The 25,335-nt window shown below is 68.2% G+C and carries 23 protein-coding genes; 16 read left to right on the top strand and 7 right to left on the bottom strand.

All coding sequences use genetic code 11. The annotated features are described in order from the left end of the window. Positions 1 to 4 precede the first annotated feature (4 nt). Positions 5 to 1,792 carry a long-chain-acyl-CoA synthetase gene (locus Q8N19_RS08710; RefSeq protein ID WP_305589765.1) on the bottom strand — a complete coding sequence of 596 codons (1,788 nt, stop codon included), beginning with the start codon at positions 1,790 to 1,792 and terminating at the stop codon, positions 5 to 7. A gap of 224 nt (positions 1,793 to 2,016) precedes the next feature. Between Q8N19_RS08710 and Q8N19_RS08705 the strand changes: the two genes are divergently transcribed. After that, positions 2,017 to 2,238 carry a hypothetical protein gene (locus tag Q8N19_RS08705; protein WP_305589763.1) on the top strand — a complete coding sequence of 74 codons (222 nt, stop codon included), beginning with the start codon at positions 2,017 to 2,019 and terminating at the stop codon, positions 2,236 to 2,238. Positions 2,239 to 2,334: 96 nt separating this feature from the next. Then, complete coding sequence (locus Q8N19_RS08700; RefSeq protein ID WP_305589761.1) at positions 2,335 to 4,353, top strand: ATP-binding protein; 2,019 nt, start codon at positions 2,335 to 2,337, stop codon at positions 4,351 to 4,353. Between the two features lie 4 nt (positions 4,354 to 4,357). Here Q8N19_RS08700 and Q8N19_RS08695 read toward each other — a convergent pair whose 3' ends face one another. Then, positions 4,358 to 5,968 carry a ShlB/FhaC/HecB family hemolysin secretion/activation protein gene (locus tag Q8N19_RS08695; RefSeq protein ID WP_305589759.1) on the bottom strand — a complete coding sequence of 537 codons (1,611 nt, stop codon included), beginning with the start codon at positions 5,966 to 5,968 and terminating at the stop codon, positions 4,358 to 4,360. A gap of 177 nt (positions 5,969 to 6,145) precedes the next feature. Here Q8N19_RS08695 and Q8N19_RS08690 point away from each other — a divergent pair, with 177 nt between their 5' ends. The 3 genes from Q8N19_RS08690 (at position 6,146) to Q8N19_RS08680 (ending at position 10,911) form a co-directional block, all read left to right on the top strand. Next, positions 6,146 to 7,414: a FecR family protein gene (locus Q8N19_RS08690; protein ID WP_305589757.1), complete on the top strand. Its 1,269-nt coding sequence runs from the start codon at positions 6,146 to 6,148 to the stop codon at positions 7,412 to 7,414. Between the two features lie 5 nt (positions 7,415 to 7,419). Next, positions 7,420 to 9,810 (top strand): bifunctional diguanylate cyclase/phosphodiesterase, encoded by a 2,391-nt coding sequence (locus Q8N19_RS08685; protein ID WP_305589755.1) that lies wholly within the window; start codon positions 7,420 to 7,422, stop codon positions 9,808 to 9,810. Between the two features lie 666 nt (positions 9,811 to 10,476). Next, positions 10,477 to 10,911 carry a helix-turn-helix domain-containing protein gene (locus tag Q8N19_RS08680; protein WP_305589753.1) on the top strand — a complete coding sequence of 145 codons (435 nt, stop codon included), beginning with the start codon at positions 10,477 to 10,479 and terminating at the stop codon, positions 10,909 to 10,911. A gap of 82 nt (positions 10,912 to 10,993) precedes the next feature. On the opposite strand, the gene Q8N19_RS08675 is transcribed toward Q8N19_RS08680, so the two are convergent. Both Q8N19_RS08675 and Q8N19_RS08670 read right to left on the bottom strand, forming a co-directional pair. Further along, positions 10,994 to 11,197 carry a cold-shock protein gene (locus tag Q8N19_RS08675; protein ID WP_293318179.1) on the bottom strand — a complete coding sequence of 68 codons (204 nt, stop codon included), beginning with the start codon at positions 11,195 to 11,197 and terminating at the stop codon, positions 10,994 to 10,996. Positions 11,198 to 11,362: 165 nt separating this feature from the next. Further along, positions 11,363 to 11,980 (bottom strand): TlpA disulfide reductase family protein, encoded by a 618-nt coding sequence (locus Q8N19_RS08670; RefSeq protein WP_305589750.1) that lies wholly within the window; start codon positions 11,978 to 11,980, stop codon positions 11,363 to 11,365. Here Q8N19_RS08670 and argH point away from each other — a divergent pair, their 5' ends adjacent. The 5 genes from argH (at position 11,981) to Q8N19_RS08645 (ending at position 18,250) form a co-directional block, all read left to right on the top strand. Beyond that, positions 11,981 to 13,426: an argininosuccinate lyase gene (argH, locus tag Q8N19_RS08665; RefSeq protein ID WP_305589748.1), complete on the top strand. Its 1,446-nt coding sequence runs from the start codon at positions 11,981 to 11,983 to the stop codon at positions 13,424 to 13,426. It begins immediately after the preceding gene. Then, the gene (locus Q8N19_RS08660) at positions 13,423 to 13,713 is read left to right on the top strand and encodes a hypothetical protein (RefSeq protein ID WP_305589746.1); all 291 of its coding nucleotides are present in this window, start codon (positions 13,423 to 13,425) and stop codon (positions 13,711 to 13,713) included. Before argH ends, Q8N19_RS08660 begins: the two co-directional genes overlap by 4 nt. Further along, the gene (gene lysA / locus Q8N19_RS08655; protein ID WP_305589744.1) at positions 13,710 to 14,978 is read left to right on the top strand and encodes a diaminopimelate decarboxylase; all 1,269 of its coding nucleotides are present in this window, start codon (positions 13,710 to 13,712) and stop codon (positions 14,976 to 14,978) included. The genes Q8N19_RS08660 and lysA overlap by 4 nt, the downstream gene beginning before the upstream one ends. A 111-nt stretch (positions 14,979 to 15,089) precedes the next feature. Continuing rightward, positions 15,090 to 17,141: a TonB-dependent receptor gene (locus Q8N19_RS08650; RefSeq protein ID WP_305589742.1), complete on the top strand. Its 2,052-nt coding sequence runs from the start codon at positions 15,090 to 15,092 to the stop codon at positions 17,139 to 17,141. Then, the gene (locus Q8N19_RS08645) at positions 17,141 to 18,250 is read left to right on the top strand and encodes a PepSY domain-containing protein (RefSeq protein ID WP_305589740.1); all 1,110 of its coding nucleotides are present in this window, start codon (positions 17,141 to 17,143) and stop codon (positions 18,248 to 18,250) included. The genes Q8N19_RS08650 and Q8N19_RS08645 overlap by 1 nt, the downstream gene beginning before the upstream one ends. A gap of 11 nt (positions 18,251 to 18,261) precedes the next feature. Here the strand turns inward: Q8N19_RS08645 and Q8N19_RS08640 are convergent, their stop codons facing one another. Beyond that, positions 18,262 to 18,789, bottom strand: coding sequence for a phosphoribosyltransferase (locus Q8N19_RS08640; protein ID WP_300575631.1), 528 nt, complete (start codon positions 18,787 to 18,789; stop codon positions 18,262 to 18,264). Next, positions 18,782 to 19,672, bottom strand: coding sequence for a DUF3426 domain-containing protein (locus Q8N19_RS08635; protein ID WP_305589737.1), 891 nt, complete (start codon positions 19,670 to 19,672; stop codon positions 18,782 to 18,784). Before Q8N19_RS08635 ends, Q8N19_RS08640 begins: the two co-directional genes overlap by 8 nt. 56 nt (positions 19,673 to 19,728) lie before the next feature. Between Q8N19_RS08635 and ftsE the strand changes: the two genes are divergently transcribed. The 4 genes from ftsE to Q8N19_RS08615 are packed head-to-tail and all read left to right on the top strand — an operon-like array spanning position 19,729 to position 22,762. Beyond that, positions 19,729 to 20,460: a cell division ATP-binding protein FtsE gene (gene ftsE / locus Q8N19_RS08630; protein ID WP_305589735.1), complete on the top strand. Its 732-nt coding sequence runs from the start codon at positions 19,729 to 19,731 to the stop codon at positions 20,458 to 20,460. Continuing rightward, entirely contained in the window at positions 20,457 to 21,365 is a 909-nt protein-coding gene (locus Q8N19_RS08625; RefSeq protein ID WP_305589733.1) for an ABC transporter permease, read from the top strand. Before ftsE ends, Q8N19_RS08625 begins: the two co-directional genes overlap by 4 nt. Before the next feature lie 7 nt (positions 21,366 to 21,372). Further along, positions 21,373 to 21,999 carry a YdcF family protein gene (locus Q8N19_RS08620; protein WP_305589731.1) on the top strand — a complete coding sequence of 209 codons (627 nt, stop codon included), beginning with the start codon at positions 21,373 to 21,375 and terminating at the stop codon, positions 21,997 to 21,999. A 58-nt stretch (positions 22,000 to 22,057) separates the two neighbouring features. Continuing rightward, a complete protein-coding gene (locus Q8N19_RS08615) occupies positions 22,058 to 22,762 on the top strand; it encodes a 1-acyl-sn-glycerol-3-phosphate acyltransferase (RefSeq protein ID WP_305589729.1) in 705 nt (234 codons plus the stop codon). Here the strand turns inward: Q8N19_RS08615 and Q8N19_RS08610 are convergent. After that, on the bottom strand, positions 22,759 to 23,307 hold the full coding sequence (locus tag Q8N19_RS08610; protein ID WP_305589728.1) for a gamma-glutamylcyclotransferase: 549 nt from the start codon (positions 23,305 to 23,307) through the stop codon (positions 22,759 to 22,761). The genes Q8N19_RS08615 and Q8N19_RS08610 overlap by 4 nt on opposite strands. Positions 23,308 to 23,343: 36 nt before the next feature. On the opposite strand from Q8N19_RS08610, the gene Q8N19_RS08605 reads away from it, so the two are divergent. Together Q8N19_RS08605 and Q8N19_RS08600 are read left to right on the top strand one after the other, a co-directional pair. Then, positions 23,344 to 24,378: a DUF2125 domain-containing protein gene (locus Q8N19_RS08605; RefSeq protein ID WP_305589726.1), complete on the top strand. Its 1,035-nt coding sequence runs from the start codon at positions 23,344 to 23,346 to the stop codon at positions 24,376 to 24,378. Between the two features lie 97 nt (positions 24,379 to 24,475). Then, positions 24,476 to 25,300 carry a chorismate mutase gene (locus Q8N19_RS08600; protein ID WP_305589724.1) on the top strand — a complete coding sequence of 275 codons (825 nt, stop codon included), beginning with the start codon at positions 24,476 to 24,478 and terminating at the stop codon, positions 25,298 to 25,300. Positions 25,301 to 25,335: the final 35 nt, after the last annotated feature.

Raw genomic sequence — 25,335 nt, 5'->3', positions numbered from 1 at the left:
AGGCCTAGATTCGGTAGCCGCCCGCGGTCAGTTTGGTGAACACCGCCTTGGTGATCTTCACATAGCCCTTGTCGGGATCCTTGAAGTAGAGCGGCGTCTTCACCTTGGCGGGATCGAACCCCTCGCTGACCAGCTCCACCTTGCGCTGCTTGAAGGTGCCGGTGACCTCCATGGCGGGCATCATCCGCAGGAACAGGGGCTGGGCGTAGGGCGCCAGCTCTTGCCCCACATGGGCATTGAAGGCCTCCAGATCGAAGGCCTCGTCGGTGACCAGGGCGGCCATGCCGGCCCGCCCGTCGGCGCCGGGCACCTCGACTCCGTAGACATTGGCCTCCAGCACGCCCGGCGCCTCCTGAAGGCGGGCGGAGACCTCGTTGGTGGAGACATTCTCCCCCTTCCAGCGGAAGGTGTCTCCGATCCGGTCGATGAAATAGTAGTAGCCCTCGGCGTCCTGCTGCATCAGGTCGCCAGTCCGGAACCAAGCGTCGCCCTTTTCGAACACGTCCCGGAGGACCTTCTTCTCGCTGGCGGCCTTGTCCAGATAGCCGGTGAACTCCGTCCGGGGATCGTTGCTGATGCGCCCGATGCACTCTCCGATCTGGCCTACGCCGCAGGCGATGCAGAAGCCGTCCGGACCCCGGACCGGAACCTCATTCTCCACATCGAACTGGACCAGTTTGAAGCCCATCCGGCGCCGCAGGTAGCTTGGGATGCGGCCGATCGAACCCACCTTTCCGTCGAAGTTGAACATCGACACATTGCCTTCCGTGGAGCCGTAGAACTCCAGGACGTCGGGAATGCGGAAGCGGCTGGTGAGCACCGGCCAGACATCGGGCCGCAGCCCATTGCCGAAGGCCAGGCGCAGCTTGTGCTGGGTCTCGACCTCGGACACCGGATGGTTGACCAGGTAGCGGCAGAGCTCGCCGATATAGACGAACATGGTGCAGCCCTCAGCCGAGATGTCAGGCCAGAACTGGCTTGCCGAGAACTTCTTCTTCAGCACCACTGAACCGCCATTCAGGAGGGCCGCGCCCAGGGCGCAGAGGCCGCCGGTGGCGTGATAGAGCGGGAGGGTCACATAGATGCGGTCGGTCTCCCTGCCGCCGGTCGCGCCAGCAAACCCCAGCATGTAGAACTGGGCGCGCATGTGGGTGACCCGAGCGGCCTTGGGCAGGCCCGTGGTGCCGCTGGTGAAGATGTACAGGCAGGTATCCCGGGCGGTCATCCCCTCGCGGACGCTGCGGTCGGGGGGCAGGTGGCTGCAGCTCTTGAGCGCCTGCACCAGATCGCGCTGCTCATTGTGCGCTTCCCCGAGCATCCACTGATGAACCTGGGTCTCCAGGGTATCCTTGACCTCTTCAAACGCCCCAGAAGTCTCAGGATCGACGATGCAGTGGCTGGCGCCGGAAATGTTCAGGCAGTGGGCCAGCCCCGCGCCGGTGAGCTGGTTGTTGATCAGGGCGGTGACCACCCCAACCTTGGACAGTCCGTACCAGATGCAGAAGTACTCAAGCCGGTTGGGCATGAACAGCGCCACCGTCTGGCCCCGGCGCAGGTTCAGCCCGGTCGCCCAATGGGCGTAGCGGTTGGCGATCCCGTCCAGCTCGGCATAGGTGACCGTGCGCCCCTCGAAGGTCATTGCCGGGCGGTCGCGCCACTTGTCCATCGCGGCCTGCAGATCATCACAGACCAGATTGGCGGAATCCGGTGAGACAGATTTCACCCTTGGAAGGGTGCGCGAGATCTTACGGATGTACCGCAGCTCACGTGCCAGCTGGTCCTTCGGGCGCATTTGATCCCTCTGATTTTAACCGAGTTGATGGTCGGTTTTGATTGGGGTCAAGGCATAGCAGCCACAAACAGGGTATTAGATTTCCGAACCGACAGCGACGCGTTCATCAGGCCCCGCGCCGGGCCGCGGACCCTGCGTCCAGAAGCCGCAGCCAGGCCCCCCGTAAGAAAAATCTAACCGCGCTCTGGGCATGATCCTCCAACCGCAGAAGGTGGAATGATCACATGTTCAAGGGGCTGTTTTCGCAAGGCATGGCCGAATGGGGCACCGCAAGCCTCGTCTTTGTCTCCGGCGCCATGACAGGACGGCTGCTGGCTACCGGCATGTCTGACGTCCAGGCGCTCGGCGCGGTCATGGCCGTGCTCGGCTCGCTGACCGCCGCCGTCGCCGTCCGCGCCTGGCCGCCCAGTGATCCCGTCAGGACGCCCAGCCCGCCCCGGGACTAGACCGGATCAAGCGCGCAGCCTATTTGGGCTAACCTTGGTTTTCGGAATCGGGAGAGCTTGTCTCTGAACACGCTCGGGACACTTGAGGACAGCGAAATGCGTCGCCTCAGTAACCGTAACCTGCTCGTTCCCGCCGTGGCCATCGCTCTGGCCGCGATGACCGTCTTCATCCTCAGCCTTGTGCTCTGGAGCCAGAGCGTCGACCAGCAGACCCGGACACGCGAGGAGGAACTGGTGCGCCAGGGCCTGGTCTCCGCCATCGCCGAGGTTGAGGCCGCCACGGTCTCGGAGACCACCTGGGACGAGGTCATCCTCTTCCTCGACAACCGCCGCGACCTGGACTGGGCCGACGCCAATCTGAACGACTTCTACGCCCTGGGCTTTGAGTTCAGCGAGCTGACGGTCCTCGATCCGCAGGACCAGCCCATCTACCACCGCCGGGGGCGGGAGCGGGCGCCCCTGGATGCCGCGACCATCTCGGTTTTTGATGACCTCGTGGCGGCGGTCAGGGACGACGAAACCCAGCGACCGCCCCTGAACAGCGCTCGGGCGCCCTGGTCGACCATGCCCGCGCCTATCCAGGCCAGCGGCTTCGCCGTGGTTGATGGCCGCAATGTCCTGGCGACCGCCACACTGATTCAGCCCGACACCGGCGCGGCCATGCCGCGTGAAGACCGCGGTCTGGTCATGCTCACCCTGTTGCCCGTTCGCGAGGTCTCCATTGACCTGCTCGCTGAGCGTTACCAGCTCGCGGATCTGCGGACCGGATTGGGAGAGGCCCACCTGAAGCCCGGCGATGCTCAGGTCCGGATGGACGTCGAGCAGTCTGACGCCCCGCTCATCCTGGCGTGGACGCCGCAGCGGCCCGGGGCGCTGCTGCTTCGCAACTCCATCCTGCCCATCCTCGCGGTCCTGCTGACCTTTGGCGCAGTCGGCGCGGTGATGATCGGACGGGCGCGTAACGCCTGGCGTCAGCAGATGGAGGCCCAGCGCACCCAGACGGAGTTCCTGGCCAATATGAGCCACGAGATCCGCACGCCGCTGAATGGGGTCTGCGCGGTCGCCGCGGCCCTGGAGGCCACCCCCCTGTCTCCCGTGCAGCGGAACATGGTGGAGATCATCCGCTCCTCAGGGACCAGTCTGGAACGGCTCCTGTCTGATCTGCTCGACGTGGCCCGGATGGAGACGGGCTCTGTCCGCATCAGTCGCGAGTCCTTCAATCTCGCCGACGCTGCGCGGACCATCGACACGCTTCTGCGCCCCCGGGCCGAAGAAAAGGGCCTGACCCTCTCCCTGGATATCGCGCCCGAGGCGGAGACACGGGTGGTGGGTGATCCGGTGCGGCTGAAGCAGGTTCTGGCCAACCTGCTGACAAACGCCATCAAGTTCACCGAGTCGGGGGACATCCAGGTCAGCCTGAAACCGACGGGCGAAGATCGCTGGCGGCTGCAGGTGACCGATCACGGCATGGGCTTTGATCCGGCCCGCAAGGCCGAGCTCTTCAAGCGTTTCGCCCAGGGCGACGCCAGCATCGGCCGCCGCTATGGGGGCATGGGCCTGGGCCTGGCCATCAGCCGCGAGCTGGTGGAGTTGATGGGCGGGACGATGGACGCCGAAGGCCGGCCGGGCCTGGGCGCCAGCTTCTGGGCCGATATCCCCCTGCCCGTGGCTGAAGGCGCCCCGGAGGCTGAGCCGACGGAACGGGAGACCATCCAGACCCGCCCTCTGCGTATCCTGGTGGCCGATGATCATCCGGTGAACCGTCAGGTGGTTGAGGTTCTGCTCTCCGAATTCGACGTGGAGCTGGTGCTGGCCGAGAACGGGCTGGAGGCCTGTCAGGCCTTCGAGGCCGCGCCCTTCGACATGGTGCTGATGGACATGCAGATGCCGGTGATGGACGGCCTGACCGCGATCCGGAACATTCGGGCCAGAGAGCATTCCTCCGACCAGGGCCGCACTCCCATCGTCATGCTGACGGCCAACACCCTGCCCGAACACCGGGCCGCCAGCCTTGAGGCCGGCGCCGACCTGCACATGCCCAAGCCCATCGAGCCTGAGCGGCTCATCGCCGTGCTGCAAAGCGTCGCCGACGGACAGGGCGCTACTGCGGCCTGAGGGGTCAGAAGCTTGACGACAGCGAGATGAAGCCCCGCAGGCCCTTGGTTTCGTGGGCGTAGGGCTTGCGTGTCAGGGGCTTGGCCAGCTCAAAGCGCAGGCTCAGCCGCTCCTTGAACACCAGCCGCACCCCTGCGCCGGCCGACGCCAGGTCCACCGACTCCCACCCCGGGGCGGCGTTATAGTTCCAGACCTTGGCGCCATCGACGAAGCCATAGGTCTGGAAGAAGGTCATTGGCCGCAGCTGCGGATCCCAGCCCGCCCGGAGCTCCACCTGCCCGGCCACACCACGATCGCCCATGATCTCGGCATAGTCATAGGCCCTGCCCACAGGCAGACCTCCCGCCGAGAACTCCTCTGACGCCAGGAGGGGATCGGGGGACCATTGGCCGTTGGCGGACATGAACAGACCAGCCCTCGGTCCGAGGTCGCGGTAATGCGAACCGTGCAGATAGAGCTTCCAGAACCGGCCGCTGGCGTCCCATCGCGTACGCCCATCCCGGACATCGCCGCCCAGCCCGCCAAAGCCACGGCTGATCTGGGCGAAAGCGGTAGAGTAGCGGCCCTCTCCCCGTCGCTCACCCTGCAGGGCCAGCCGCACCACGGCCAGCTCGTCCACAAGGTCGGCCGTCGTCCAGTTCTGCTCGACCCGGCGGACATCGGCCTGGGCCAGCACCCAAAGGGCGTGGTCCTGACGACGCACGGCGGGTAGTGAGAGCCGGACGCTGGCCGACTGGCTTTCATTGCCCAAGGTCGCAGCCAGCCCATCGGGGTCGCCATCGGCCTTGGAGGCGGCCAGGGTCCCGCGAAGCTGCCCGCCCCCGGGCAGCGGCGCGCCGTAGGAGACATCCACCTGGGTGAACCTTGGCGCCGGTCCCGGCGTGGTCAGGACGCCGAGCCCCAGCTGGTCGCCGGATCGCAGGGCGGAATTGACCGCGCCACGGGCATAGACCTGCCAGGGTCCGGCCTGCTCGCCGCCACGGTTGTCCGCATAGACCTGGCCCTCCATCTGGCGAAGCCGGGTGTGCACCACCAGCCTGTGCCGGGCCGGATCATCGAAGTCCGGCTCCAGCTTGGCGGTCACCTTGACCCCTGGCAGATCGTTGGCCAGCGCCAGGCGTCGATCCAGGTCGGCCAATTTCAGGGGCCGGATGTCCACGATATCGCCCAGCAGGGCGCCGACAGCCGGAACGGCGTCTCCCTCAAAGGCGACCTCGCCGACATAGCCCTCATAGACGACCAGCCGTGCGTGCCCCTCCGCGCCGACCTGTCGCGGCGTTGCGGCGCGGGCCAGGAAATAGCCGTCCTTGCGGTAGCGATCCGTCAGGGCCTGAGCCACGCCCGCCAGATCGGAAATCCCGACCTCGGTGGCCAGCGCATTGGCGTAGAGGGGCGCCAGGTCCCCCTGCCGATAGGCGCTCACCCCGTCGATCGTCAGGCCGCGCAGCACGAAACGATCCGCGGCCGGGGCCTCAGCGGCGGCTGACTGCCGCGTTTCGTCTTCCGCGCGGGCCAGGGCGCGATCAGCCGGACCGCCCCCGAACCCTGCGGTCAGGACGGCCGCGACAGACGCCAGGGCGGGCGCCGCACGACGCAGAACCAGACGCGCAGACAATACCGGCCTCGAGGCTGCAACAGGGTTAACCAGGGTCGGCCAAGAAGGTGAACGACCTGCTAACAATATAAAATTGCTCAAACATTAGGTCTCGGTTAGCCCTGCTGCCCTAGGCTTCAGGTTCGACCCAAAGCCGCCGAAGCGCGGTCTGGCCTGAAGGCGTAGAAGATGCATGGCATGAAGCGGGCCCTCGCGGCCCTGATGGGAACGACTGTTTTGCTGGGCGCAGGCGCCGCGGCCGCAGCCGACTGGCGCCTGGTCGAGGTCACCGGACGGGTGCGTGTCGCCGCGCCGGGCGAGGAACCCAAGGCTGGCGCCCCGAACCTGACCATTCCCGCTGGGGCGGACATCACCACCGCTGGCGGTGCGCGCGCTGTGCTGAGCAACGGCGAAAAGCGGATCGTGATCGGCCCCAACAGCCGCATGACCGTGGCCGCCGGTCAGCCAGCGGGCATGATCCGGATCATGCAGGACCTGGGCTCCATCGTCTTCCAGGTCAACAAGCAGGCCCAGCCCCACTTCCGCGTCGACACCCCGCTGCTGGCCGCCGTGGTCAAGGGCACCACCTTCACCGTCTCGGTCGGCGCGGTCAGCGACACGGTCCACGTCGCCGAGGGCCTGGTGGAGGTTCGCGCCAATGCTGGCGGCCCGCCCAACGACATCCCGTCTGGCGTGACGGGCCGGGTGACCCGAGAAGCCCCCGACCAGGTGGGCGTGATTGCTCCGGCCAGCGTCGCCATCCCGGAGCCGGCATCCCAGGACCTGCCCGCCCTGGACTACAGCCAGGTGTCCGAAGGCGTCGTCGCGGGGCCTGACGCCCCCCTCGGTCGCGACCTCGCGACAGGCAGGGTGGTGAGCGCAGGCGCTGATCAGCCGTCGGCGCAGAGTTCCAATGGCGGTGATCAGGCCATGACCCTGGCCAGCGCGTCCGTCGCGGCCATGGCGCAGTCGGCCAACACCGGCCCCGGTCTCTCAAATGGCGGCAATGGCGACGGCAATGGCCCTCCGGCCAGCGTCCCGGCTGGACCCGGCGCCAATAACGGCAATGGCGGCGGCCCTCCGGCCAGCGTCCCCGCAGGCCCCGGCGCCAGCAACGGCAACAGCGGCGGTCCGCCCGCCGAGGTCCCCGCGGGCGCAGGCGCCAATAATGGCAATGGCAACGGCCCACCTGCGATCGTCCCTGCCGGCCCAGGCGTCAATAACGGCAATGGCGGCCGTCCGCTCGCCGATGTCCCCGCTGGCCCCGCCGCCGATAACGGCAATGGAAACGCCCCTCCTGCAAGCGTCCCTGCCGGCCCCGGCGCCAGCAACGGCAATGGAAACGGCCCGCCCGCCGACGTCCCCGCAGGCGCAGGCGCCAATAGCGGCAATGGAAACGGCCCCCCTGCGGACGTCCCCTCAGGTGTCGACAACGGCAATGGCGGGGGACAGGGCCGACAGCCCTAGACGCCATGACGCCGCCCACTGCGCCCCTGGGGGCCTCACTGACCCGATGCCTGGCGACCGTCGCCATCATCGTGGCCCTCGTGGCGGTGATCACGGCGAGCGGCGCCCTGCGGCCGGTGGAAGACGCCCTGGCCAGCCAGCGGTTCGCGCTGATCCAGCGGTCGGCGAGCCAGGACCTGGTTCTGGTTGAGATCGACGCGAAAAGCCTGAACATCGCCGATGTCTGGCCGTGGGACCGTGACCGCTACGCCCAGGCGCTCGATCATCTGAGCGCCGCAGGCGCCGAGCTTGTGGGCTTCGATGTGGACTTCAGCGCCAGATCGACGCCGGAGATGGATCGCGCCTTCGCCGAGGTGATCGCCAAAACCCCAGGCGCGGTGATCCTTCCCACCTTTGTTCAGCCCGCCCAGCGCAGTACGGCCGGCGCGCCGATGGTCGAGAACACGCCCCTGGCGGCGCTGTCCGATGAAGCCCTGCTCGCCAGCGTCAACGTCGTCGCTGACTCAGACGGGCAGGTGCGACGATATCTGCGGGGCTTCGCCGCCGAGGACGCCTTCCGTCCCTCCATGGCCGCCCTGATGGCCGGCGAGCCCTATGGCCGCACGGGGGCCTTCTCCATCGACTATGGCATCGAGCCGGCCAGCATCCCGACCCTCAGCTTCCAGGACGTCTATGAGAACCGGTTCGATCCGGCGCTCGTCCGCGGGCGCAAGGTGCTGGTCGGCGCCACCGCCCTGGAACTGGGCGACAATCTCGCGACCCCCCGCCACGGGATCCTGCCAGGGGTGTTCGTCCACGCCCTGGCCTATGAGAGCCTGGCCCAGGGTCGCGCCCTGCACGCGCCCCACCCGCTGGTCACCCTGGTCCTGATCATCGCCGTGGCCCTGACTCTCCGCCCCACCCGGCGGACGAACAGTCTGGAAGGGCTGGCCCGCCGGCATCTGCTGGTGATCGTGCTGATCCTGGGGGCGCCGGTTGTCGTGCAGGCGCTGGCGCCCGCCGTCCTGCCGGTGAGTCCCCTGCTGCTGACCCAGTTGCTTTGCCTGGCGGTCGCAATCCAGCTGGAGCTGCGGCGACGCGGGGAAGACATCGTGCGCGCCCGGGAAGCCGGTCTGCTGCATCTGGCCATGCACGAGCCCGAAACCGAGCTGCCCAACCGGCGCGCGCTTCTGGAAGAGATCGCCCGCGCCCGTCGCGGTGAGGCCGGCGCCGTCGCCGTCGTGGCCATTGGGGTCGATCGTTACGCGCAGATGCGGGCGGCCATCGGCTATGGCATGGCCAATGATGTGGTGCGTGCGGTGGCCGCTCGCCTCCTGAGGACCTGTCACGCCAGCCGGCTTGGCTATCTGTCCACGGGCGTGCTTGGCCTGGTGGTGCGCCGGGGCGACGTGGCGGCGTTGGAGGCTGAGCTCGCGCGTCTGGAGGCCCTGGACCCAGCCTATCAGGTGGATGGCGCCCTGGTGGACGCCTTCCTTCGCCTGGGCGTGGCCTATGACTGGAACCCGTCCGAGACGGACGAGCGGCTCCTCGAACAGGCGACCATCGCCCTGGATGAGGCTCGGCGGCAGACCCATCGGCGCCTGATGTTCCAACCTGCGGCCTTCCCCGATCCGACGCTGAACCTCTCCCTGATGAGCGATCTCCGGCAGGGTCTCGAAGAGGGTCAGATCGGCCTGCACTATCAACCCAAGCGCGCGGCGGACGGCGCGATTGTCGGGGTTGAGGCGCTGATGCGCTGGACCCACCCGACCCGGGGCGCCATCCGGCCCGACATCTTCATCCTCGCCGCCGAAGAGACGGGCAGCATCCGGGAACTGACCGAGTGGACCCTGACCCAGGCCCTGGCCGACAGCTCAGCGCTGCGACGGGCAGGGTATGATCTGAAAGTGTCGGTGAACGTCTCAGGCCGGGTGCTCTGCGACCTGGCCTTCCGGGACTTCGTGCTCCACACGGTCGGCGCGCGGGCGCATGAACTATGCCTGGAAGTCACTGAGACCGCGGTCATCGAAAGCCCGCAGGCGGCCATAGCGGCGGTGAGCGCCTTCCGGCAGGCGGGGCTGGCCATCTCCATCGACGACTATGGCGTCGGGCTATCGTCGCTGTCCTATCTGAAGACCCTTGAGGCCGACGAACTCAAGCTCGACCGCAGCATCGCTACGGCGGTGTCCACTGAGCGCGATCGCCTGATCCTGCGTTCGACCATCGAGTTGGCGCACAGTCTCAACATGAAGGTCGTCGCCGAAGGTGTGGAAGACGCCGCGGTGGAAGCGGTCCTTCTCGGGCTCGGATGCGACCTCATTCAGGGCTATCTGGTGGCCCGCGCGATGCCGCTGGTTGAACTGAAGAGCTTCCTGGACGCCGCGGCGCCCTCCCCAGCCCTGGCCGCCGCCTCCTAGAGCTGCTGCAGCACGTCGCGTCATGCGACGTTTTGCGACGTGTTTTCAACATGATTAACGTGTGTACTGGATTGTCGCGATCCCCACATCGGGGACTGGATCGGCAGTCGAGGATCACCGCCCGTATCAGCGGCCCTCTCGCACCTGCCCAACGATACCCTCAGCCCTAGATCGCAAGTCCCGCGCCCTCACCCATAAGGGAGTCGCGTCGCACCCGTTGTTCTGCTTTTGTTCGAGCGATGGAGGTGGCGATGACAATACGATCACGGGGGTTTGAAGAGCAGGGCGCTGCGGCCTTTGTTTCAGACCCGAAATGTACTGAAGGGCCGGTGTGGGCCTATTGCGAGGCGGCGAACTGTGGCGGGGTGGCGGCGATCGACCTTGCCCGCTGGCCCCTGCCGACGGGGGCGGGCGGCAACCTGGCGTCGCTAGAAACGCGCATGAGATGCATTTGCGGCGCAAGACAGGCCAGGCTGTCGCGCATCCGTCCCGCCGCGACATCGCGACACGTCACGATCTACCCATTTTCGTAGAACGTCATTCTTGCAACTCATGGGTTACCGACGCTAGGCGGGTGGTGAGGAGCAACCACAACTTCTCACACTTGAAACATTTCGGCTCGACGGCGCTTCCGTTGGGATAACCTGCAGGAATGAGGAGACGGATTTGACGGAGTCCACGACCAAGAGCCCCGATCCCATGGACATCGCCCTGGGGGCGGCCGTGCGCATTCGCCGCCGGACCATCGGCATGTCGCAGGAGGCCCTGGCGGAACAGTGCGGCGTGAGCTTCCAGCAAATCCAGAAATACGAAAACGGCGCCAACCGCATTTCCTTCTCCCGCCTGGTCCAGATCGCCCGCGCCCTGCGTTGCCGGGTGACTGACCTGCTGGACGTGCTGGACACCCCCGACGAAGAGCCGAGCGTCGACCTCGACCTGCTGTCGCGGATGCGCACCCCTGGCGCGCTGGAGCTGCTCACGGTTTACGAACAGCTGCCGCAGGACGCCCGCACCGCCCTGGTCAGCTTCCTGCGCATCCTGTCGCCCGGGACGACCGCCCCGATGCAGACGGCGATCGCCCGCAAGCGCGAACCGGCCTGAGGCGGGGTCTTGCCGGCCGGCCACGAAAAAGGGCGCGACGTCACCGCCGCGCCCTCTTCCGCCGGATCAGCGATCGCGTCGATCAGAGGGTCTTCAGATCCACCGCAGCGGTCTTGCCGCGCTCTTCGCGCAGCTGATAGCTGACCTTGTCGCCTTCATTGAGGGCGCGCATGCCGGCCTGCTCCACGGCGGAGATATGGACGAACACGTCCTTGCCGCCGTCATCCGGCTGGATGAAGCCGTAACCCTTGGTGGTGTTGAACCACTTGACCGTACCTGAGGCCATAATCTGTCGTCTCCCGACTAGCTGACGAAACGTGACGCCGCGGGAAACCGGGCGCCCGTCAACAATCTCAGTCCTCGGGAAACGCAGCTTAGCTCGGCCCAAATCTCGGATTGTCGCCCCTCAAATTTCGACGACGACCTTTCGCCGGTCAATCCGAAAAGGCCGCTATTCGGCGCCTAGAACTTGATCCACCACGGCCTTGGCGTCCTCTCCGCCCCAGTCCGCGCCCCCCGACAGCCGGGCGCGCTCGATGCCGTCGGCCCCATAGATAACCGTGGTGGGCATGCCCGGCGCCGGGGGGACCAGGTCGAAGGCGAGCTTCATATTGGGGTCGCTGTAGAAGGCCAGCGGGGCGTGCTGGCCGATGAAGGTCCGCGCCTTGTCGATCTCGGTCGGGCGGTCGATGCTGACGGCCAGCACCCGCACCGGTTGGCCCTCATAGTGCTTGGCGAGCGCCGCCAGGGTCGGCATTTCGGCGACGCAGGGCGGGCACCAGGTGGCCCACAGGTTCAGCACCACCACCTCGCCGCGGTAGTCGCCAAGCCGCACGGGCTGGCCATCAGGGTCATAGATGGTGGTCACCGGCGCCGGTCGGGGATCCTTGGGCGTCTGCAGGGCGGCCATCTCGCCCTTGGCGAAGGCCCGCATCCCCCGGCTCGCATCGGGATTGGTGGAAGCCTGGCCGATGATGTAGACCACCGCCGCGACGCCGAGGGCGGCGACGCCCCAAAGGACCTTGCCGAACAGGCGGGGTCCGGGTTTCGCCGTTGACTGATCGCTCATATGTCCGACAAAGCCTCCGATACACCGCAACACGACGTCCATATGGCGAAGGCCGAGCCCTCCGGCCAGGGTCAGGCCATGTGGGGCGGACGATTTTCCGCCAAGCCCGCCGACCTGATGCAGGCGATCAATGTCTCCATCGGCTTCGACAAGCGTCTGGCGCCGCAGGATCTGGCCGGCTCCCGGGCGCACGCGGCGATGCTGAAGGCCCAGGGGGTCATCGGAGCCGCTGACGAGGCCGCCATCCAGGACGGCCTCTCGCGCATCGAGGCGGAGATCGCCGACGGGACCTTCCCCTTCCGCGACGAATACGAAGACATCCACATGAATGTGGAGGCCCGCCTGCGCGAGCTGATCGGCCCGGCGGCCGGCCGGCTGCACACCGCCCGCTCACGCAACGACCAGGTGGCGCTCGACTTCCGCATGTGGGTCCGCGAGGCCTGCCATCGCACGGCGGGGCAACTTCAGGCCCTCCAGCGGGCCCTTGTGGCCCAGGCCGAGGCCCACGCTGAGACCCTGATGCCGGGCTTCACCCACCTGCAGCCGGCCCAGCCGGTGACCTTCGGCCACCACCTGATGGCCTATGTGGAGATGTTCGGCCGCGACGCCTCGCGGTTCACCGACGCGGCGATCCGCATGAATGAATGCCCCCTGGGCGCCGCGGCCCTGGCCGGCTCGCCCTTCCCCATCGACCGTCACGCCACGGCCAAGGCGCTCGGGTTCGACCGGCCCACCGCCAACTCGCTGGACAGCGTCTCGTCCCGCGATTTTGCGCTCGAGGCTCTGGCGGCCGGCGCCATCTGCGCCACACACCTGTCGCGCCTGGCCGAGGAGATCGTCATCTGGATGACGCCGCAGTTCGGCTTCATCGCCCTGTCGGACGCCTTCACCACCGGCTCGTCCATCATGCCGCAGAAGAAGAATCCGGACGCCGCCGAGCTCGTCCGGGCCAAGGCCGGCCGCATGCTGGCGGCCTTCACCCAGCTGACCGTGGTGATGAAGGGCCTTCCGCTCGCCTATTCCAAGGACATGCAGGAGGACAAGGTCCCGACCTTTGAAGCCTTCGACGTGCTCGACCTGTCGCTGGGCGCCATGACCGGCATGGTCGCCGACCTGACCCCCAACGCCGCGCGCATGGCGGCAGCGGCCGGGGCCGGCTTCTCCACCGCCACTGATCTCGCCGACTGGCTGGTGCGGACCCTCGACATGCCCTTCCGCGACGCCCACCACATCACCGGCGCTGCGGTGAAGCGGGCCGAGCTGTTGGGCTGCGACCTGGCCGACCTGCCCCTGGACGACATGAAGGCCCTGGACCCGCGCATCGGCTCCGGCGTTTATGAGGTTCTGACACCGGCCGCATCCGTGGCCAGCCGCAAAAGCTATGGCGGCGCTGCTCCCGACCAGGTTCGCGCCCAGGTCGCCCGCTGGAAGGACTTGCTGAAATGAACCTCCGCGTCCCGCTGCTCTTGGCCCTGGCCAGCACCTTGACCATCGCCGCCTGCGGCAAGGCCGGCGGCCTTGATCGTCCGCCGCCCCTGTGGGGCGATCCGGCCACCGGCGAGGTGGTCGGCCCGCGGCCGGCGGCCGGCAAGCCGGTGGACACGGTCGATCCACGCACCCGCTCCACCAACCCGGCGCCGTCGCGCACCCTGCCCATCGATGGGACGTCGTCCAATCCGAGCTCCTCGGGCCCGCAGGGCGCCCTTCCCGACCCCTACGCCAATCCCCGATGAATCACTTCGAACTGCGGGACGGCGAGCTGTACTGTGAGGATGTGCCCCTGGCGGCCATCGCCCAGGCGGTAGGCACGCCGGTCTATGTCTATTCCACCGCCACCTTCGAGCGGCACTATACGGTCCTGCGCGAGGCCCTGGAGGCCGAGGGCGTCCACGACCCGCTGATCGCCTTTGCGGTGAAGGCCAACTCCAACCTGGCTGTACTCAGGACACTCGCCCAGCTGGGCGCCGGGGCCGATACGGTGTCCGAGGGCGAGATCCGCAGGGCGCTCGCCGCCGGCGTGCCGCCCGAGCGCATCGTCTTCTCCGGCGTCGGCAAGACCCGCTCTGAGATCGCCTTCGCCCTGGACGCCGGGGTCTGCGAGATCAATGTGGAGTCCGAGCCGGAAATGCTGGCCATCGCCCAGGTGGCGCAAAGTCTGGGCAAACGCGCCACCATCGCCTTCCGGGTCAATCCCGATGTGGCGGCCGGCGGCCACGCCAAGATCGCCACCGGCAAGTCGGAGAACAAGTTCGGCGTCTCCTTCGCCGAAGCTGAGCGGCTCTACGCCCAGGCCTCCAACAACGCCTGGCTGAAGCCTGTCGGCGTGGCCTGTCACATCGGCAGCCAGATCACCGATCTCGCCCCCATGGCCGAGGCGTTCGAAAAGATGGCGGGTCTCGTCCGTCGCCTCAAGGGCGAAGGCCTGCACGTGGAGCGTCTGGACCTGGGCGGCGGGCTGGGCGTGCCCTATTTCAACCAGCCCGAGCCCCCCACGCCTGCCGACTACGCCAAGGTCGTTGCGCAGGCGACCCGCGGCCTGGACGTGACGCTCGCCTTCGAGCCCGGCCGGGTGATCGCGGCCAACGCGGGCGTGCTGCTGGCTCAGGTGGTGCACGTTCATGAGCGGCCTGAGGGTCGGCGCTTCCTGGTCCTGGACGCCGCCATGAACGACCTGCTGCGTCCGGCCATGTACGACGCCTATCACGACATCCGCGCGGTCAATCCCCGTGAGGGGGAGGCCAGGCCCTATGATGTGGTCGGCCCCGTCTGCGAGACCGGCGACACCTTCACCCGGGATCGCGCCCTGCCGGCCTTCGAATCCGGCGACCTGGTGGCCTTCATGAGCGCCGGGGCCTATGGCGCCTCCATGGCCAGCGAGTACAACAGCCGCCCCCTGGTCCCCGAGGTCATGGTCAAGGGCGGCGACTACGCCATCGTGCGCCCCCGGCCGACCTACGAGGAGATGCTGGCCCGGGAGACGCCTGCCCCCTGGCTGTGAGGCAGCTCGGATGACCAGGATATGCGAGAGATAATGCGAGTCGTTCGCATTATTCTTGACCGTCTTGCGTGAGGTTGTTTAGACGCCCCCTGACGAACCTTGGGGGATCACATGCTGAAACACGCTCTCGTCTGCGCCGCCTCCGCCGCGCCCATCCTGCTGGCATTGCCCGCCAGCGCCCTGGCCCTGGCCGCGCCTGAGCGCCCGAGCGAGATCGACGAGCTTGTGGTCGTCGGCGCTCTGACCGATGTGGCCGTCACCCGTTCGGAGCTGGCGGCCACCCAGGCCAACGATCTGCAGGACATCTTTCGCCGCACGCCGTCGGTGACCGTCGGCGGCTCGGTCGGCCTGGCCCAGAAGATCTATGTCCGCGGGCTGGAAGACTCCCAGCTCAACGTCACGGTGGACGGCGCCCCCCAGGGCGGCACCCTGTTCCACCACATCGGCCGCGTCTCCATCGAGCCTGAGTTGCTGGAGACCGTGGAGCTTCAGACCGGAGCTGGTGAGGCCACCGCAGGCTTCGGCGCGATCGGCGGCGCCATCCGCTTCCGCACCCGCGACCCGGTGAGCCTACTGGAGGGCGATCAGCGCTTCGGCGCGATCGCCAAGGCCGGTTGGTTCTCCAATGACGGCCAGAAATACAGCCTGACCGGCTATGGACGCCTGACGGGAGACGTCGGCGTGATGGCGTCCTTCGTCCATGTGGACCGCGAAGCCATGGAGGACGGCGACGGCGTCCTGATGCGCGGCACCGCCGGCGAGCAGACCCTGGGCTTCCTGAAGGTCGGCGGAGACTTCGGGGACGGACATCGGTTCGCCGTCAGCTACGAGCAGCGCAAGGAGAAGGGCGCCTTCGGGCAACGGCCCAACTGGCCCGTGCGCGTCAATGACCGCCTGTTCCCCGCCGAGGCCGAGCGGCGCACGGCCGTGGCCAATTACGGCTTTGACTCCGGGCAGGGGTGGGACCTGGAAGCCACCGGCTATGTCACCCGCACGGACTTCACCCAGGACCGCTTTGATCGCTGGGGCCTCTATGGGGCCGAGATCGAGTCCCAGGGCTTTGACCTGCGCGGCCGCTTCGAACTGGGCGCCCACCGTCTGACCGCTGGCGTCGAGCACCGGCGAGACTCCGTCATGAGCCAGTACCTCGGCGACATCGCCCAGTGGGGGCCGTGGACCTGGGATCGGAACGTCAGCCGCTTCGAAGAGGAAGGCCAGCTGAGCGCGATCTACGCCCAGAACCTCTGGCGTCCGACCGAGGCCCTCAAGATCAGCTTCGGCGCCCGCTATGACGATTATGAGCTGGAGCAGATCACCTATGGCGGGCGCGCCGCCAGTGACGGCTTCAGCTTCAACGCCGGCCTGGACTATGAGCTTCTCGCCGGGCTCACCCTGAATATCGGCTATGCCGAGGCCTTCCGGGGCAAGGAGATCGGCGACGCCTTCACCTTGGAAAGCCGACCCGGCCGCCGCTCCCTGGCGCCGGACCTGAGGGCCGAGACGGTGGGCAATTTCGAGGTCGGCCTGGCCTGGGTTCAGGACGGCTGGACGGCCTCGGCCGTCTATTACGACATGAAGATCAAGGATGTGATCCTTGATCAGCTGGGATCAGGTCCCGCCCCTCAGGCCGCCACCTATTATGAGAATGTCGGCGACTACCAATCCGACGGCGTCGAGATTCGGCTCGGCTATGATGCGGGCCTGTGGGGGGTGGACGCCTTCTACAACAGCTACGACGCCCGCCTGAACGGTCGCCAGATCGAGGGTTATGAACAGATCGCCCTTGGCAATTCGATGGGCGACAACGTCAACGTGACCGGTCGGTTCGACCCGAGCCCCCGCCTGGGCTTTCAGGCCAGCCTGACCCACTACAGCGACCTTAATGATATCGAGGTGCTCTATCGCGAGGTGGAGCTGGGCTATATCGGACAGACCCAGTTCGTGGATAAGCCTGGCTACACGGTCCTGGACCTGTTCGCCCGCTGGACACCCTTCGAAGACCGCAACATCGAGCTGCTCGCGGCGATCTACAACGTCTTCGACGAGACCTACCGCGCCCATGCCAGCGTGGCCGACTACAGCGCCATCCCCGGCTATGAGATCGTCCGCGGCCTCAACGAACCCGGGCGCAATGTGAGGCTGACCGCCTCCTACCGCTTCTGATGAAGGCCGGCCGGCGCGCCCTGCGGCTGTGGCATCGGTGGTTCGGCCTCGCCGCCGGACTGTGGCTGATGCTGCTGGCGATCACCGGCTCGGCGATCACCTACTATGAGGAGCTGGATCACGCCCTGAACGGCGACCTGCGTCAGGTCGCCCGGACGGGTCCGCCTGTCCCTGCGCCGGTCACCACGGCGCTGACCCGGGCAGAGGCGCTGTTTCCAGGGCTCCAGTCTCGTCATATCGACCTTCCCGATCGGCCGAATGAGACAATCTGGCTGATTGGCTCGGCGACGATTGAGGGCCAGCGGACGGGTGTTCAAGTGTTCGCCCATCCCCAGAGCGGCGAACTGGTGGGATGGCGCCAGAGTGGGGTCTGGTCCCTGGACAGGCGACACCTGCCTGATCTGCTCTATGGCCTGCACGTCGATCTGCTGGTCGCCCCGTGGGTGACGGCGGTCTTTGGCTTAATCAGTCTATTCTGGCTGATCGATCACCTCCTGGCCCTGGCCTTGGCCGTGCCCAAGCTCGCCCTGTGGCGGGAGGCCTTCTGGGTCAATGGCCGCCCTGGCAGCCTGCGCCGACTCTTCGACTGGCATCGCGCCCCGGGGCTATGGGCCTGGCCCGTGACCTTCGCCCTGGCGCTGACCGGCGTCACCCTGGCTTGGCCGGAATTGAGCCGGGAGGCCGTGCGCCCCATCGCAGCCGTGTCAGACCGACTGGAATACAGCCTGCCGGACCGGACCATCGAGGCGCGCCTGACCATCGACCAAGCCATGTCGAAGGTCGCGCCGCTAGAAGAGATCGACAGCCTGCGCCCCCTCCCTGACAAGGGTGTCTACGCCATCCGCACCTTTGATCCCCGCGATCTGGACTACCAGGGCCGCCTCTGGACCTATGTGGACATGGAAACCGGCGAGATCGTCGGGCGCCGCCATGATGTAGGAAAGGGGCTTGGCGACGCCTTTTTCGCCTGGCAGTACCCCCTTCACTCCGGCCAGGCCTTCGGCGAGGTCGGCCGCGCACTGGTCTTCCTAGGCGGCATAATCACCGCGGCCCTGTCAGTCACCGGCCTCATGCTCTGGCTAAGGCGCGGGCGTCCCCTGGTCCGTTAGGCCGTCTAGCCTCAGTCCATCGCCCCGACATAGGGCAGGCCCCGCAGGCGGCCGGCGGCGTCCATGCCGTAGCCGACGAGGAAGCGCGGCGGGGCGGTCCAGGCGACGAAGTCCGGCTCGATGGCCCGGGGCGTCGGCCAGGGCTTGGTGGCGAAGACGCAGGTCAGCACCTCAGAGGCGCCGGAGTCCCGCACCAGCCGGGCGGCTTCGCTGAGCGACAGACCGGTGTCGATCACATCATCAACAATCAGGGCGCGGCGACCCTCCAGCGGACGCTGCAGGTCGGCGCGCACTTCGCAGCGGCCAAGACTGGCCCGGGCGTCGCCATAGGAGGCCAGCCACAGGGCGTCGAAGCGAACATGGCGTCCGGCCCGCGCCAGGGCCCGGGTCAGATCGGCGCAGAACCACAGACCGCCGGTGAGCAGGCAGATGACCACCGTGTCGTCGTCGATCCTGGGCGCGATGGTCTTGGCCAGCGCCTCCACCCGGGCGGCGACCTCGGCCTCGTCCAACAGGATCTCGGCCACCGGCTCAGTCATGGTGCTCCGCCTCGGCGGCGTGCGCCGGCTCGGCCAGGGGGACAGCGTCCCGCGCCGGCGGATGGGCCGCCTCGGGGAGGCTGGCCTCGGCCGCCCCGCGCAGGTCGAGCATTTCAGCCGGGGCCGCGGGGGGTTCAGCGGCGGCGCGCAGCTCGGCGAAGGTGATTTCCAGGTCCGCCGCCGCGCCCGGCGGATCGATCAGGGAGATGGCGAAATGGCGGGTCTCGCCAGGCGGGATCACCGGATCGGCCGGGCGGGCGATCTTGGTGGCGACCGCCACGCCCGCCTTGTCCAGCAGGCGGATCTGCAGGGGCGGGGCGGTGATGGTGCGATCTTCGATATTGCGGATCATGCCCGACACCGACAGGGCCGCATGGCCGTCATGGAGGGCAGGCTCGAATTCCACCCCCTCAATGGCCAGGCCGACGCTATTGACCGGCAGCCCGACGCTGGCGAAGGCGCCGGCCGCGCTGGGCCACAGGCGCACCACATCGACCCGGAACACCACGGCCACCACAATCATCAGGGCCAGCGCCGCCGACATGCCGGCCCAGACCACGCCGGTGGCGGCGGCCTCCCGCAGGCGTCGGGAATCATCGGCCTTCGCTCGGAAAGCCCGCGGCAGGGCCTCGCCGGCCCGGCCCGTGGGCTCGGCCTCAGGCGCCGGGGCAACCTCGGGCGTGGGTTGATCGGCGGCCGCAGGGGGGCTATCGGCGGGGGCGGGTGCGGGGCTTGCGACCGGCTCAGGGGCCGCCGCAGGCGCTTCGCGGCGGGCCGTCCACCGGTTTCCACAGCTCGCGCACTTCACGACGCGCCCTTGTTCAGGGATCTTTGCGTCGTCCACGAAATAGCTGGTGGAGCAATCTGGACAGGTCAGTATCATGGCCGCTGTATCGGACCCTCCAGCCCACCGTATCGAGGTCGCCGATTCCGGTCTCCATGTCCAGAAACCCGAACGCCGCAGAAACGGCCGACGCCTGGGACGCCGTCGTGCGCTTCGACGACGTCTCCATGCGGTACGGACGCGAGCCTGAGACGCTCAGGGACCTCTCCTTCTCCTTGCCGCAAGGGTCTTTCCATTTCGTCACCGGCCCCTCGGGGGCGGGCAAGACCTCCCTGTTGAAACTGATCTATCTGGCCGCCCAGCCGTCCAAGGGACTCTTGCACCTGTTCGGCCAGGATGTGGTCCAGACTCCGGCCGAGGTGCGTCCGTTCCTGCGCCGCCGGATTGGCGTGGTCTTCCAGGAATTTCGCCTCCTCGATCATCTGAGCGCCTTCGACAATGCGGCCGTGCCGCTGCGGATCGCCGGTCGCAAGCCCGACTCCTACCGTCAGGACGTGGCCGAGCTGCTCACCTGGGTCGGCCTCAAGGACCGGATGCACGCCCTGCCCCCCACCCTGGCCGGCGGCGAGAAACAGCGGCTGGCCATCGCCCGCGCCGTGGTGGGACGTCCTGACATCCTGCTCGCCGACGAGCCCACCGGCAATGTGGACCATGAGATGGGCCTGCGCATCCTGCGCCTGTTCCTGGAGCTGAACCGCCTGGGAACCACCGTGCTGATCGCCACCCACGACCAGGATCTGGTCGCCAGGTCGGGCATGCCGGTCCTGCACCTGGAGGATGGGCGGCTGGCGCACATGGGCCCGGTTTCCGCCGGGGCGCGACCATGAGCCGTCGCCGGACCAGCGGGCCCTTCGACCTCGACCGGTGGCGGCCGGCCCCCTTCCTGCCCGAGCGGGACACCCGCGACAGCGCCCTGGTCTTCGTGGTCGCCGTCCTCTGTTTCCTGGCCTGTCTGACCGCGCTTGGCGTCATCGCCTCGGACCGGGCGGCCCGGGGCTGGTCCCACCAGCTCAGCGGCGAGATGACGGTGATCGTCCGGCCCAAGGCTAATGAAACCCCGGACTCCGCCGCCGCCCGCGCCGCCGAGACCCTAGCCGGCGTCCCTGGCGTCGCCGAGGCGAGAGCGCTTGAGCGGGAGAAGGCCGAGGCCCTGATCGCCCCCTGGCTGGGGGAGGCCGCCGATCTCGCCGACCTGCCGGTGCCCCGCCTGGTGGCGGTGGTGCTCGACCGCGAGGCCCCAGCTTCGGCCCAGAGCCTGGAGCGGGCCCTGCTGGCCCGCGGCCTGGATGCGGTGGTGGACGACCACACCACCTGGCTCGCCGACATCCAGCGCGGCGCGGCGATCGCCCGCTGGGTCGGGCTTGGGGTCTTCCTGCTAATTTCGGCCGCAGCCGCCGCGGTCGTCGCCTTCGCCACCCGGGCGGGCCTGGCCGCCCGGCGCGAGGTGGTCGAGCTGCTGCACCTGACCGGGGCCGAGGACGCCTTCATCGCCCGACTGTTCCAGGTCCGGTTCGCTCAGATGGCCGCGGGCGCCGGCCTGGTGGGCGCCGCCTGCGCCGCAGTTCTGGGCGCGGCGATGCGGCTGGGCGGCGGCGGACAGGGGCTGACGCCCGTGCTTCCAGTGGCTTGGAGCGATCTGCTGGCTGTTCTACCCTGCCCCTTGGCCGCAGCCCTGGTGGCGGCGGTGGCGGCGCGGGTGACGGCCGCGAGTCTCATTCGCGAGCTGTCCTGAGAGCCCCATGAAAACGCTCGCCCTCCTTTTTGTGGCCGCCCTGATCTGGGCCGCCGGCCTTCTGGCCTTCGCCATCCGGATCGAGCAGTCCACCCCGGCTCCGGAACCCGTGGTCGCCGACGGCATCGTCGCCCTCACCGGCGCGGGATCGAACGAACGAATCGCCGCGGGCATGCGTCTCCTGGAGGCCGGCAAGGGCGACCGGATGCTGATCTCCGGCGTCAACCGAGAGGCCAGCCGCGAAGACATCCGCAATGTCAGCCGGGCCGTACAGTTGCTCTACGACTGCTGCGTCGATCTGGGCTTCGAGGCCGCTGACACCTTTGGCAACGCCCAGGAGACCGCGGGCTGGGTGCGGGCCAGGCGCTATGACAGCCTGATCATCGTCACGGCCGACTACCATATGCCCCGGGCCATGCTGGAACTGGGCTCGGCCCTGCCTGGCATCACGCTCCAGGCCTACCCCGTGACCACGCCGAGCCTCGACGCCCAGCGTTGGTGGCGCACGACCGGCGGCGCCCGGCTGATGGTGATGGAGTATTCCAAATACCTGGCCATTCTCGGCCGCGAACTGGTCCTGCGCCTGGGCCCCAAGGACGAGGCGCCGCCAGAGCCGGCCTCTCAGGGCGGTTGATCTTTCGCCGACCAGCGGCGAACCAGGGACCAAGGACAATGCAAGAAAGAGGCTCGCCGTGACGGCTCTGCGCTCCCTGCTCTTTGTGGCGCTCTTCTATCTGTGGTCCGCCACCGTGGCGATCCTGATCACCCCGCTGATGCTGGCGCCGCGCACGTGGATTCTGCGGGCGCTCGATTTCTGGAGCCGCGGCGTCATCGCCCTGCTGCGGATCTGCGACATCCGCGTCGAGGTCCGGGGACTAGAGCACCTGCCCAAAGGCAAGGCCCTGGTGGCGCCCAAGCACCAGTGCATGTTCGACGTCTTCGCCCAGTTCGCCTGGCTGCCAGACTCCTGCTTCGTCCTGAAGAAGGAGCTCATGTGGATCCCCTTCTTCGGCTGGTACGCCCAGAAGGCGCGTATGATCGTGGTCAACCGCGAGGCCCAGGCCGCCGCGCTGAAAAAGCTGGTGCGCGACACCGAAGAGCGCCTGCAGGAAGACCGCCAGCTGGTGATCTTTCCCGAAGGCACCCGGGGCGAGCCCGGCGTGCGCGGCAGCTACAAGCCCGGCATCGCGGCCCTTTACCGGGAGCTGAACCTGCCGGTGCATCCGGTGGCCACCAATTCCGGGGTCCACTGGCCCAAGCACGGCTTTCTGCGCAAACCGGGCGTCATCGTCTTCGAATATCTGGAGCCGATCCCGCCGGGCCTGAAGCGCGCCGAGTTCATGCGCACCCTGGAGGAACGGATCGAAACGGCCTCGATGAAGCTGCTGGACCTCTAGGCCAGCGCGGCTCTGGTGCGAGTCTCGACCTGGATCAGCAGGTCTTCCATGGCCCGGTCGCGCACGCCCTCGTCGCGGAGGTGGCCCAACAGGTCGCGCAGATAGTCCTCGTTGGGCCCCGACAGGCCGACGGCGCCAGTGATCAGCTCAGCCTGCCGCTCCAGGGTAAGGGCCCCGGCCCACTGGGGATGGCTGAGGTCGGAGAGGAAGACCAGACTCTCCACCCGCCGGCCATCGGCCAGGCGCACAGGTCGCCAGGCCTCCAGATAGGTCTCGGTGGGCTGCTCGCGCTCCATCAGATAGGCATAGACCTCCGGCCAGTCGGCCTCTGCCACCAGATAGGCTGCGCCCCGCACCGCGCCGCCGGGCGCCAGGCCCAGCACCAGGCCCGGCCGCTCATAGGTGCCCCGATGGTGGACCGAATAGATGCAGAAGGCCCGGCGACGGCCGTGTAGGATGGCGCTCGAGCGCTCGACAAAGCTGAAGCCCGGCCGCCACATGAGCGACCCATAGCCGAACACCCACCGCCCCTCGCCGTCCGCCATTCCTGACCTGTCCGTAGAAAGCCTGCAAAGCCGTCCATGTCTGTGCCTGATCCCGCCCCCGCCCGCAAACCCCGCCGCCTGGGCCTGATCCTGCCCTTCGCCCTCCTGTTCCTGGCGATGATCGTCTGGAGCGGATTCTGGTTCTGGACCCGCATTCAGGTCGGCGACAGGATGGACGCGACGGCGGAAAACCTGCGCATCGCAGGCTATGAGGTCAGCTGGGGGACGCGCAGCATCGGCGGCTATCCCTTCCGCCTGAACGTCACCCTCACCGACGCGGTCATCCGCGAGCCCTCCGGCTGGGCCCTGGCTACCCCGCGCCTGGAGTCCGAGGCCTATATGCATGCGCTGGGCCGCTGGATATTTGCCGCGCCCGACGGCCTGACCTTCACCCGGCCTCGCTCAGGCGCGGTCCAGGTGACCGGCAAGATGATCCGCGCCAGCCTGGGAAACGCCGAGGCCAGGCCGCCGCGCTTTGACTTCGAGGGCCGGGAGCTGATCTTCACCCCGGCGCCGGGCGCCCAGCCCTTCGCCCTGTCTCAGGCCCAAAAGGTGGCCTTCCACCTGCGGCCTGGCCCCGAGGATCAGGGCGCTCTGTTCCTGGAGGTCGAGGATGGCCAGGCGCAGATGTCAGGCCTGTTCGCCCGCATCGCCCAGGACGGCGACATCGACCTGAAGTGGGACGCCCTGCTCACCAAGATGAGTGAATTCAGCGGCCCTGACTGGCCCAACGCCGTGCGCAACTGGAGCCAGGCCGGCGGCATGGCGCAGGTGCGCGAAGCCGGCCTGACCGCCGGGGAGGCGGTGATCGGCGTCAATCGCGGCCAGCTGTTCGTCGGCCCCGATGGCCGTCTGCGCGGAACCCTGGACGTCACCCTGCGCCAGGCGCCCGAGGCCCTTGCGGCGCTGGGCGCCGGCGGCGTCCTGCCCCCTGAGACCGCCGAGACCGCCGCCGCCGTCGCCGCCGCGCGCCAGGGCGCGGACAATGTCGCTCAGGCGGCCATCACCTTCCAGGCCGGCCAGACGACCCTTGGCCCCGTGGCCATCGGGCCGGCGCCGCGGGTCTATTGAGGCCGATGGTTTCGGCTGCAACTTTCTTGCGCGAAGGGCGCCTATTGCGCCCCTTCGCGCAATGACTTAGGTCGCGGCTTTCGTTTCGGGAATAGAAATGGCCGACGCTCAGCAAGCCGCGCCCGCAGCCTCGTCCGGAGGCGCCCTGCCCCTGGAGGCCGTGCGCGCGCGGATCGACGAGATCGACGCGGGCCTGCTGGCCCTGCTGGACGAGCGCACGGCGCTGGGCAAGCAGGTGGCCGCAGCCAAGGCCGCCGCCGGTCAGGCCGACCGCTTCGGGCTTCGCCCGGGCCGCGAGACCGAAATCCTGCGCCGCCTGCTGGCCATGCCCCGCACCGGCGCCAGCGACGCCCTGGTCATCCGCATCTGGCGCGAGCTGATGGGCCAGAGCCTGGCCCTGCAGGGGCCCTTCAACCTGACCGTCTGGGGGGGGCCGACCCAGGCCCGCGCCCTGGAGCTGACGCGGCTGCGCTTTGGCGCGGCGCCGCCCCTGCGCATGGCTCAGAAGCCTGAAGAGACCCTCGCGGCCGCCAAGCTCAAGGGCGGGGTGGGCGTGGCCATGCTGACCGGGGACAGCGCTTGGTGGGGCCGGCTGCTGGCGGAGCCGAAGCTCAAGGTCTTCGCCGTCCTGCCCTGCCTTAACGCGTGGGGGCCGCCCTCGGCGCTGGCCTTCGCCGAGGTGGAGGTGGAGCCCACCGGCGCCGATGTCACCCTCTGGGTCACCGACGCGCCGGGGCCAGCCGCCAAGGTGGCCGAGACGCTGAGCCGCGACGGGGTGGCGGCCGAGCTGCTAAGCGAGGCCGGCGGGCTGAAGCTCTTCACCCTGGCGGGCTATTATCAGGCCGATGATGAGCGCCTGGCCCGGGCGCCTGGTCGCCTGAGCGGCGTCATCGGGGCTGCACCGGAACCGTTCGACGTGTAAGAGCCAGGGCCTGATACGTCCAAACCCAGGCCCGC

The organism is Phenylobacterium sp. (assembly GCF_030693405.1).
Lineage (GTDB): Bacteria > Pseudomonadota > Alphaproteobacteria > Caulobacterales > Caulobacteraceae > Phenylobacterium.
Note: the sequence above shows the minus strand (reverse complement) of the source record. Positions and strands in the feature narration are given on the sequence as shown.

What these genes read in the sequence shown, in the direction of transcription:
- Q8N19_RS08710 (WP_305589765.1), bottom strand. Translation starts at nt 1,792, where the DNA reads ATGCGCCCGAAGGACCAGCTGGCACGTGAGCTGCGGTACATCCGTAAG.
- Q8N19_RS08705 (WP_305589763.1), top strand. Translation starts at nt 2,017, where the DNA reads ATGTTCAAGGGGCTGTTTTCGCAAGGCATGGCCGAATGGGGCACCGCA.
- Q8N19_RS08700 (WP_305589761.1), top strand. Translation starts at nt 2,335, where the DNA reads ATGCGTCGCCTCAGTAACCGTAACCTGCTCGTTCCCGCCGTGGCCATC.
- Q8N19_RS08690 (WP_305589757.1), top strand. Translation starts at nt 6,146, where the DNA reads ATGAAGCGGGCCCTCGCGGCCCTGATGGGAACGACTGTTTTGCTGGGC.
- Q8N19_RS08685 (WP_305589755.1), top strand. Translation starts at nt 7,420, where the DNA reads ATGACGCCGCCCACTGCGCCCCTGGGGGCCTCACTGACCCGATGCCTG.
- Q8N19_RS08675 (WP_293318179.1), bottom strand. Translation starts at nt 11,197, where the DNA reads ATGGCCTCAGGTACGGTCAAGTGGTTCAACACCACCAAGGGTTACGGC.
- Q8N19_RS08670 (WP_305589750.1), bottom strand. Translation starts at nt 11,980, where the DNA reads ATGAGCGATCAGTCAACGGCGAAACCCGGACCCCGCCTGTTCGGCAAG.
- argH (WP_305589748.1), top strand. Translation starts at nt 11,981, where the DNA reads ATGTCCGACAAAGCCTCCGATACACCGCAACACGACGTCCATATGGCG.
- Q8N19_RS08660 (WP_305589746.1), top strand. Translation starts at nt 13,423, where the DNA reads ATGAACCTCCGCGTCCCGCTGCTCTTGGCCCTGGCCAGCACCTTGACC.
- lysA (WP_305589744.1), top strand. Translation starts at nt 13,710, where the DNA reads ATGAATCACTTCGAACTGCGGGACGGCGAGCTGTACTGTGAGGATGTG.
- Q8N19_RS08650 (WP_305589742.1), top strand. Translation starts at nt 15,090, where the DNA reads ATGCTGAAACACGCTCTCGTCTGCGCCGCCTCCGCCGCGCCCATCCTG.
- Q8N19_RS08645 (WP_305589740.1), top strand. Translation starts at nt 17,141, where the DNA reads ATGAAGGCCGGCCGGCGCGCCCTGCGGCTGTGGCATCGGTGGTTCGGC.
- Q8N19_RS08640 (WP_300575631.1), bottom strand. Translation starts at nt 18,789, where the DNA reads ATGACTGAGCCGGTGGCCGAGATCCTGTTGGACGAGGCCGAGGTCGCC.
- Q8N19_RS08635 (WP_305589737.1), bottom strand. Translation starts at nt 19,672, where the DNA reads ATGATACTGACCTGTCCAGATTGCTCCACCAGCTATTTCGTGGACGAC.
- ftsE (WP_305589735.1), top strand. Translation starts at nt 19,729, where the DNA reads ATGTCCAGAAACCCGAACGCCGCAGAAACGGCCGACGCCTGGGACGCC.
- Q8N19_RS08625 (WP_305589733.1), top strand. Translation starts at nt 20,457, where the DNA reads ATGAGCCGTCGCCGGACCAGCGGGCCCTTCGACCTCGACCGGTGGCGG.
- Q8N19_RS08620 (WP_305589731.1), top strand. Translation starts at nt 21,373, where the DNA reads ATGAAAACGCTCGCCCTCCTTTTTGTGGCCGCCCTGATCTGGGCCGCC.
- Q8N19_RS08610 (WP_305589728.1), bottom strand. Translation starts at nt 23,307, where the DNA reads ATGGCGGACGGCGAGGGGCGGTGGGTGTTCGGCTATGGGTCGCTCATG.
- Q8N19_RS08605 (WP_305589726.1), top strand. Translation starts at nt 23,344, where the DNA reads ATGTCTGTGCCTGATCCCGCCCCCGCCCGCAAACCCCGCCGCCTGGGC.
- Q8N19_RS08600 (WP_305589724.1), top strand. Translation starts at nt 24,476, where the DNA reads ATGGCCGACGCTCAGCAAGCCGCGCCCGCAGCCTCGTCCGGAGGCGCC.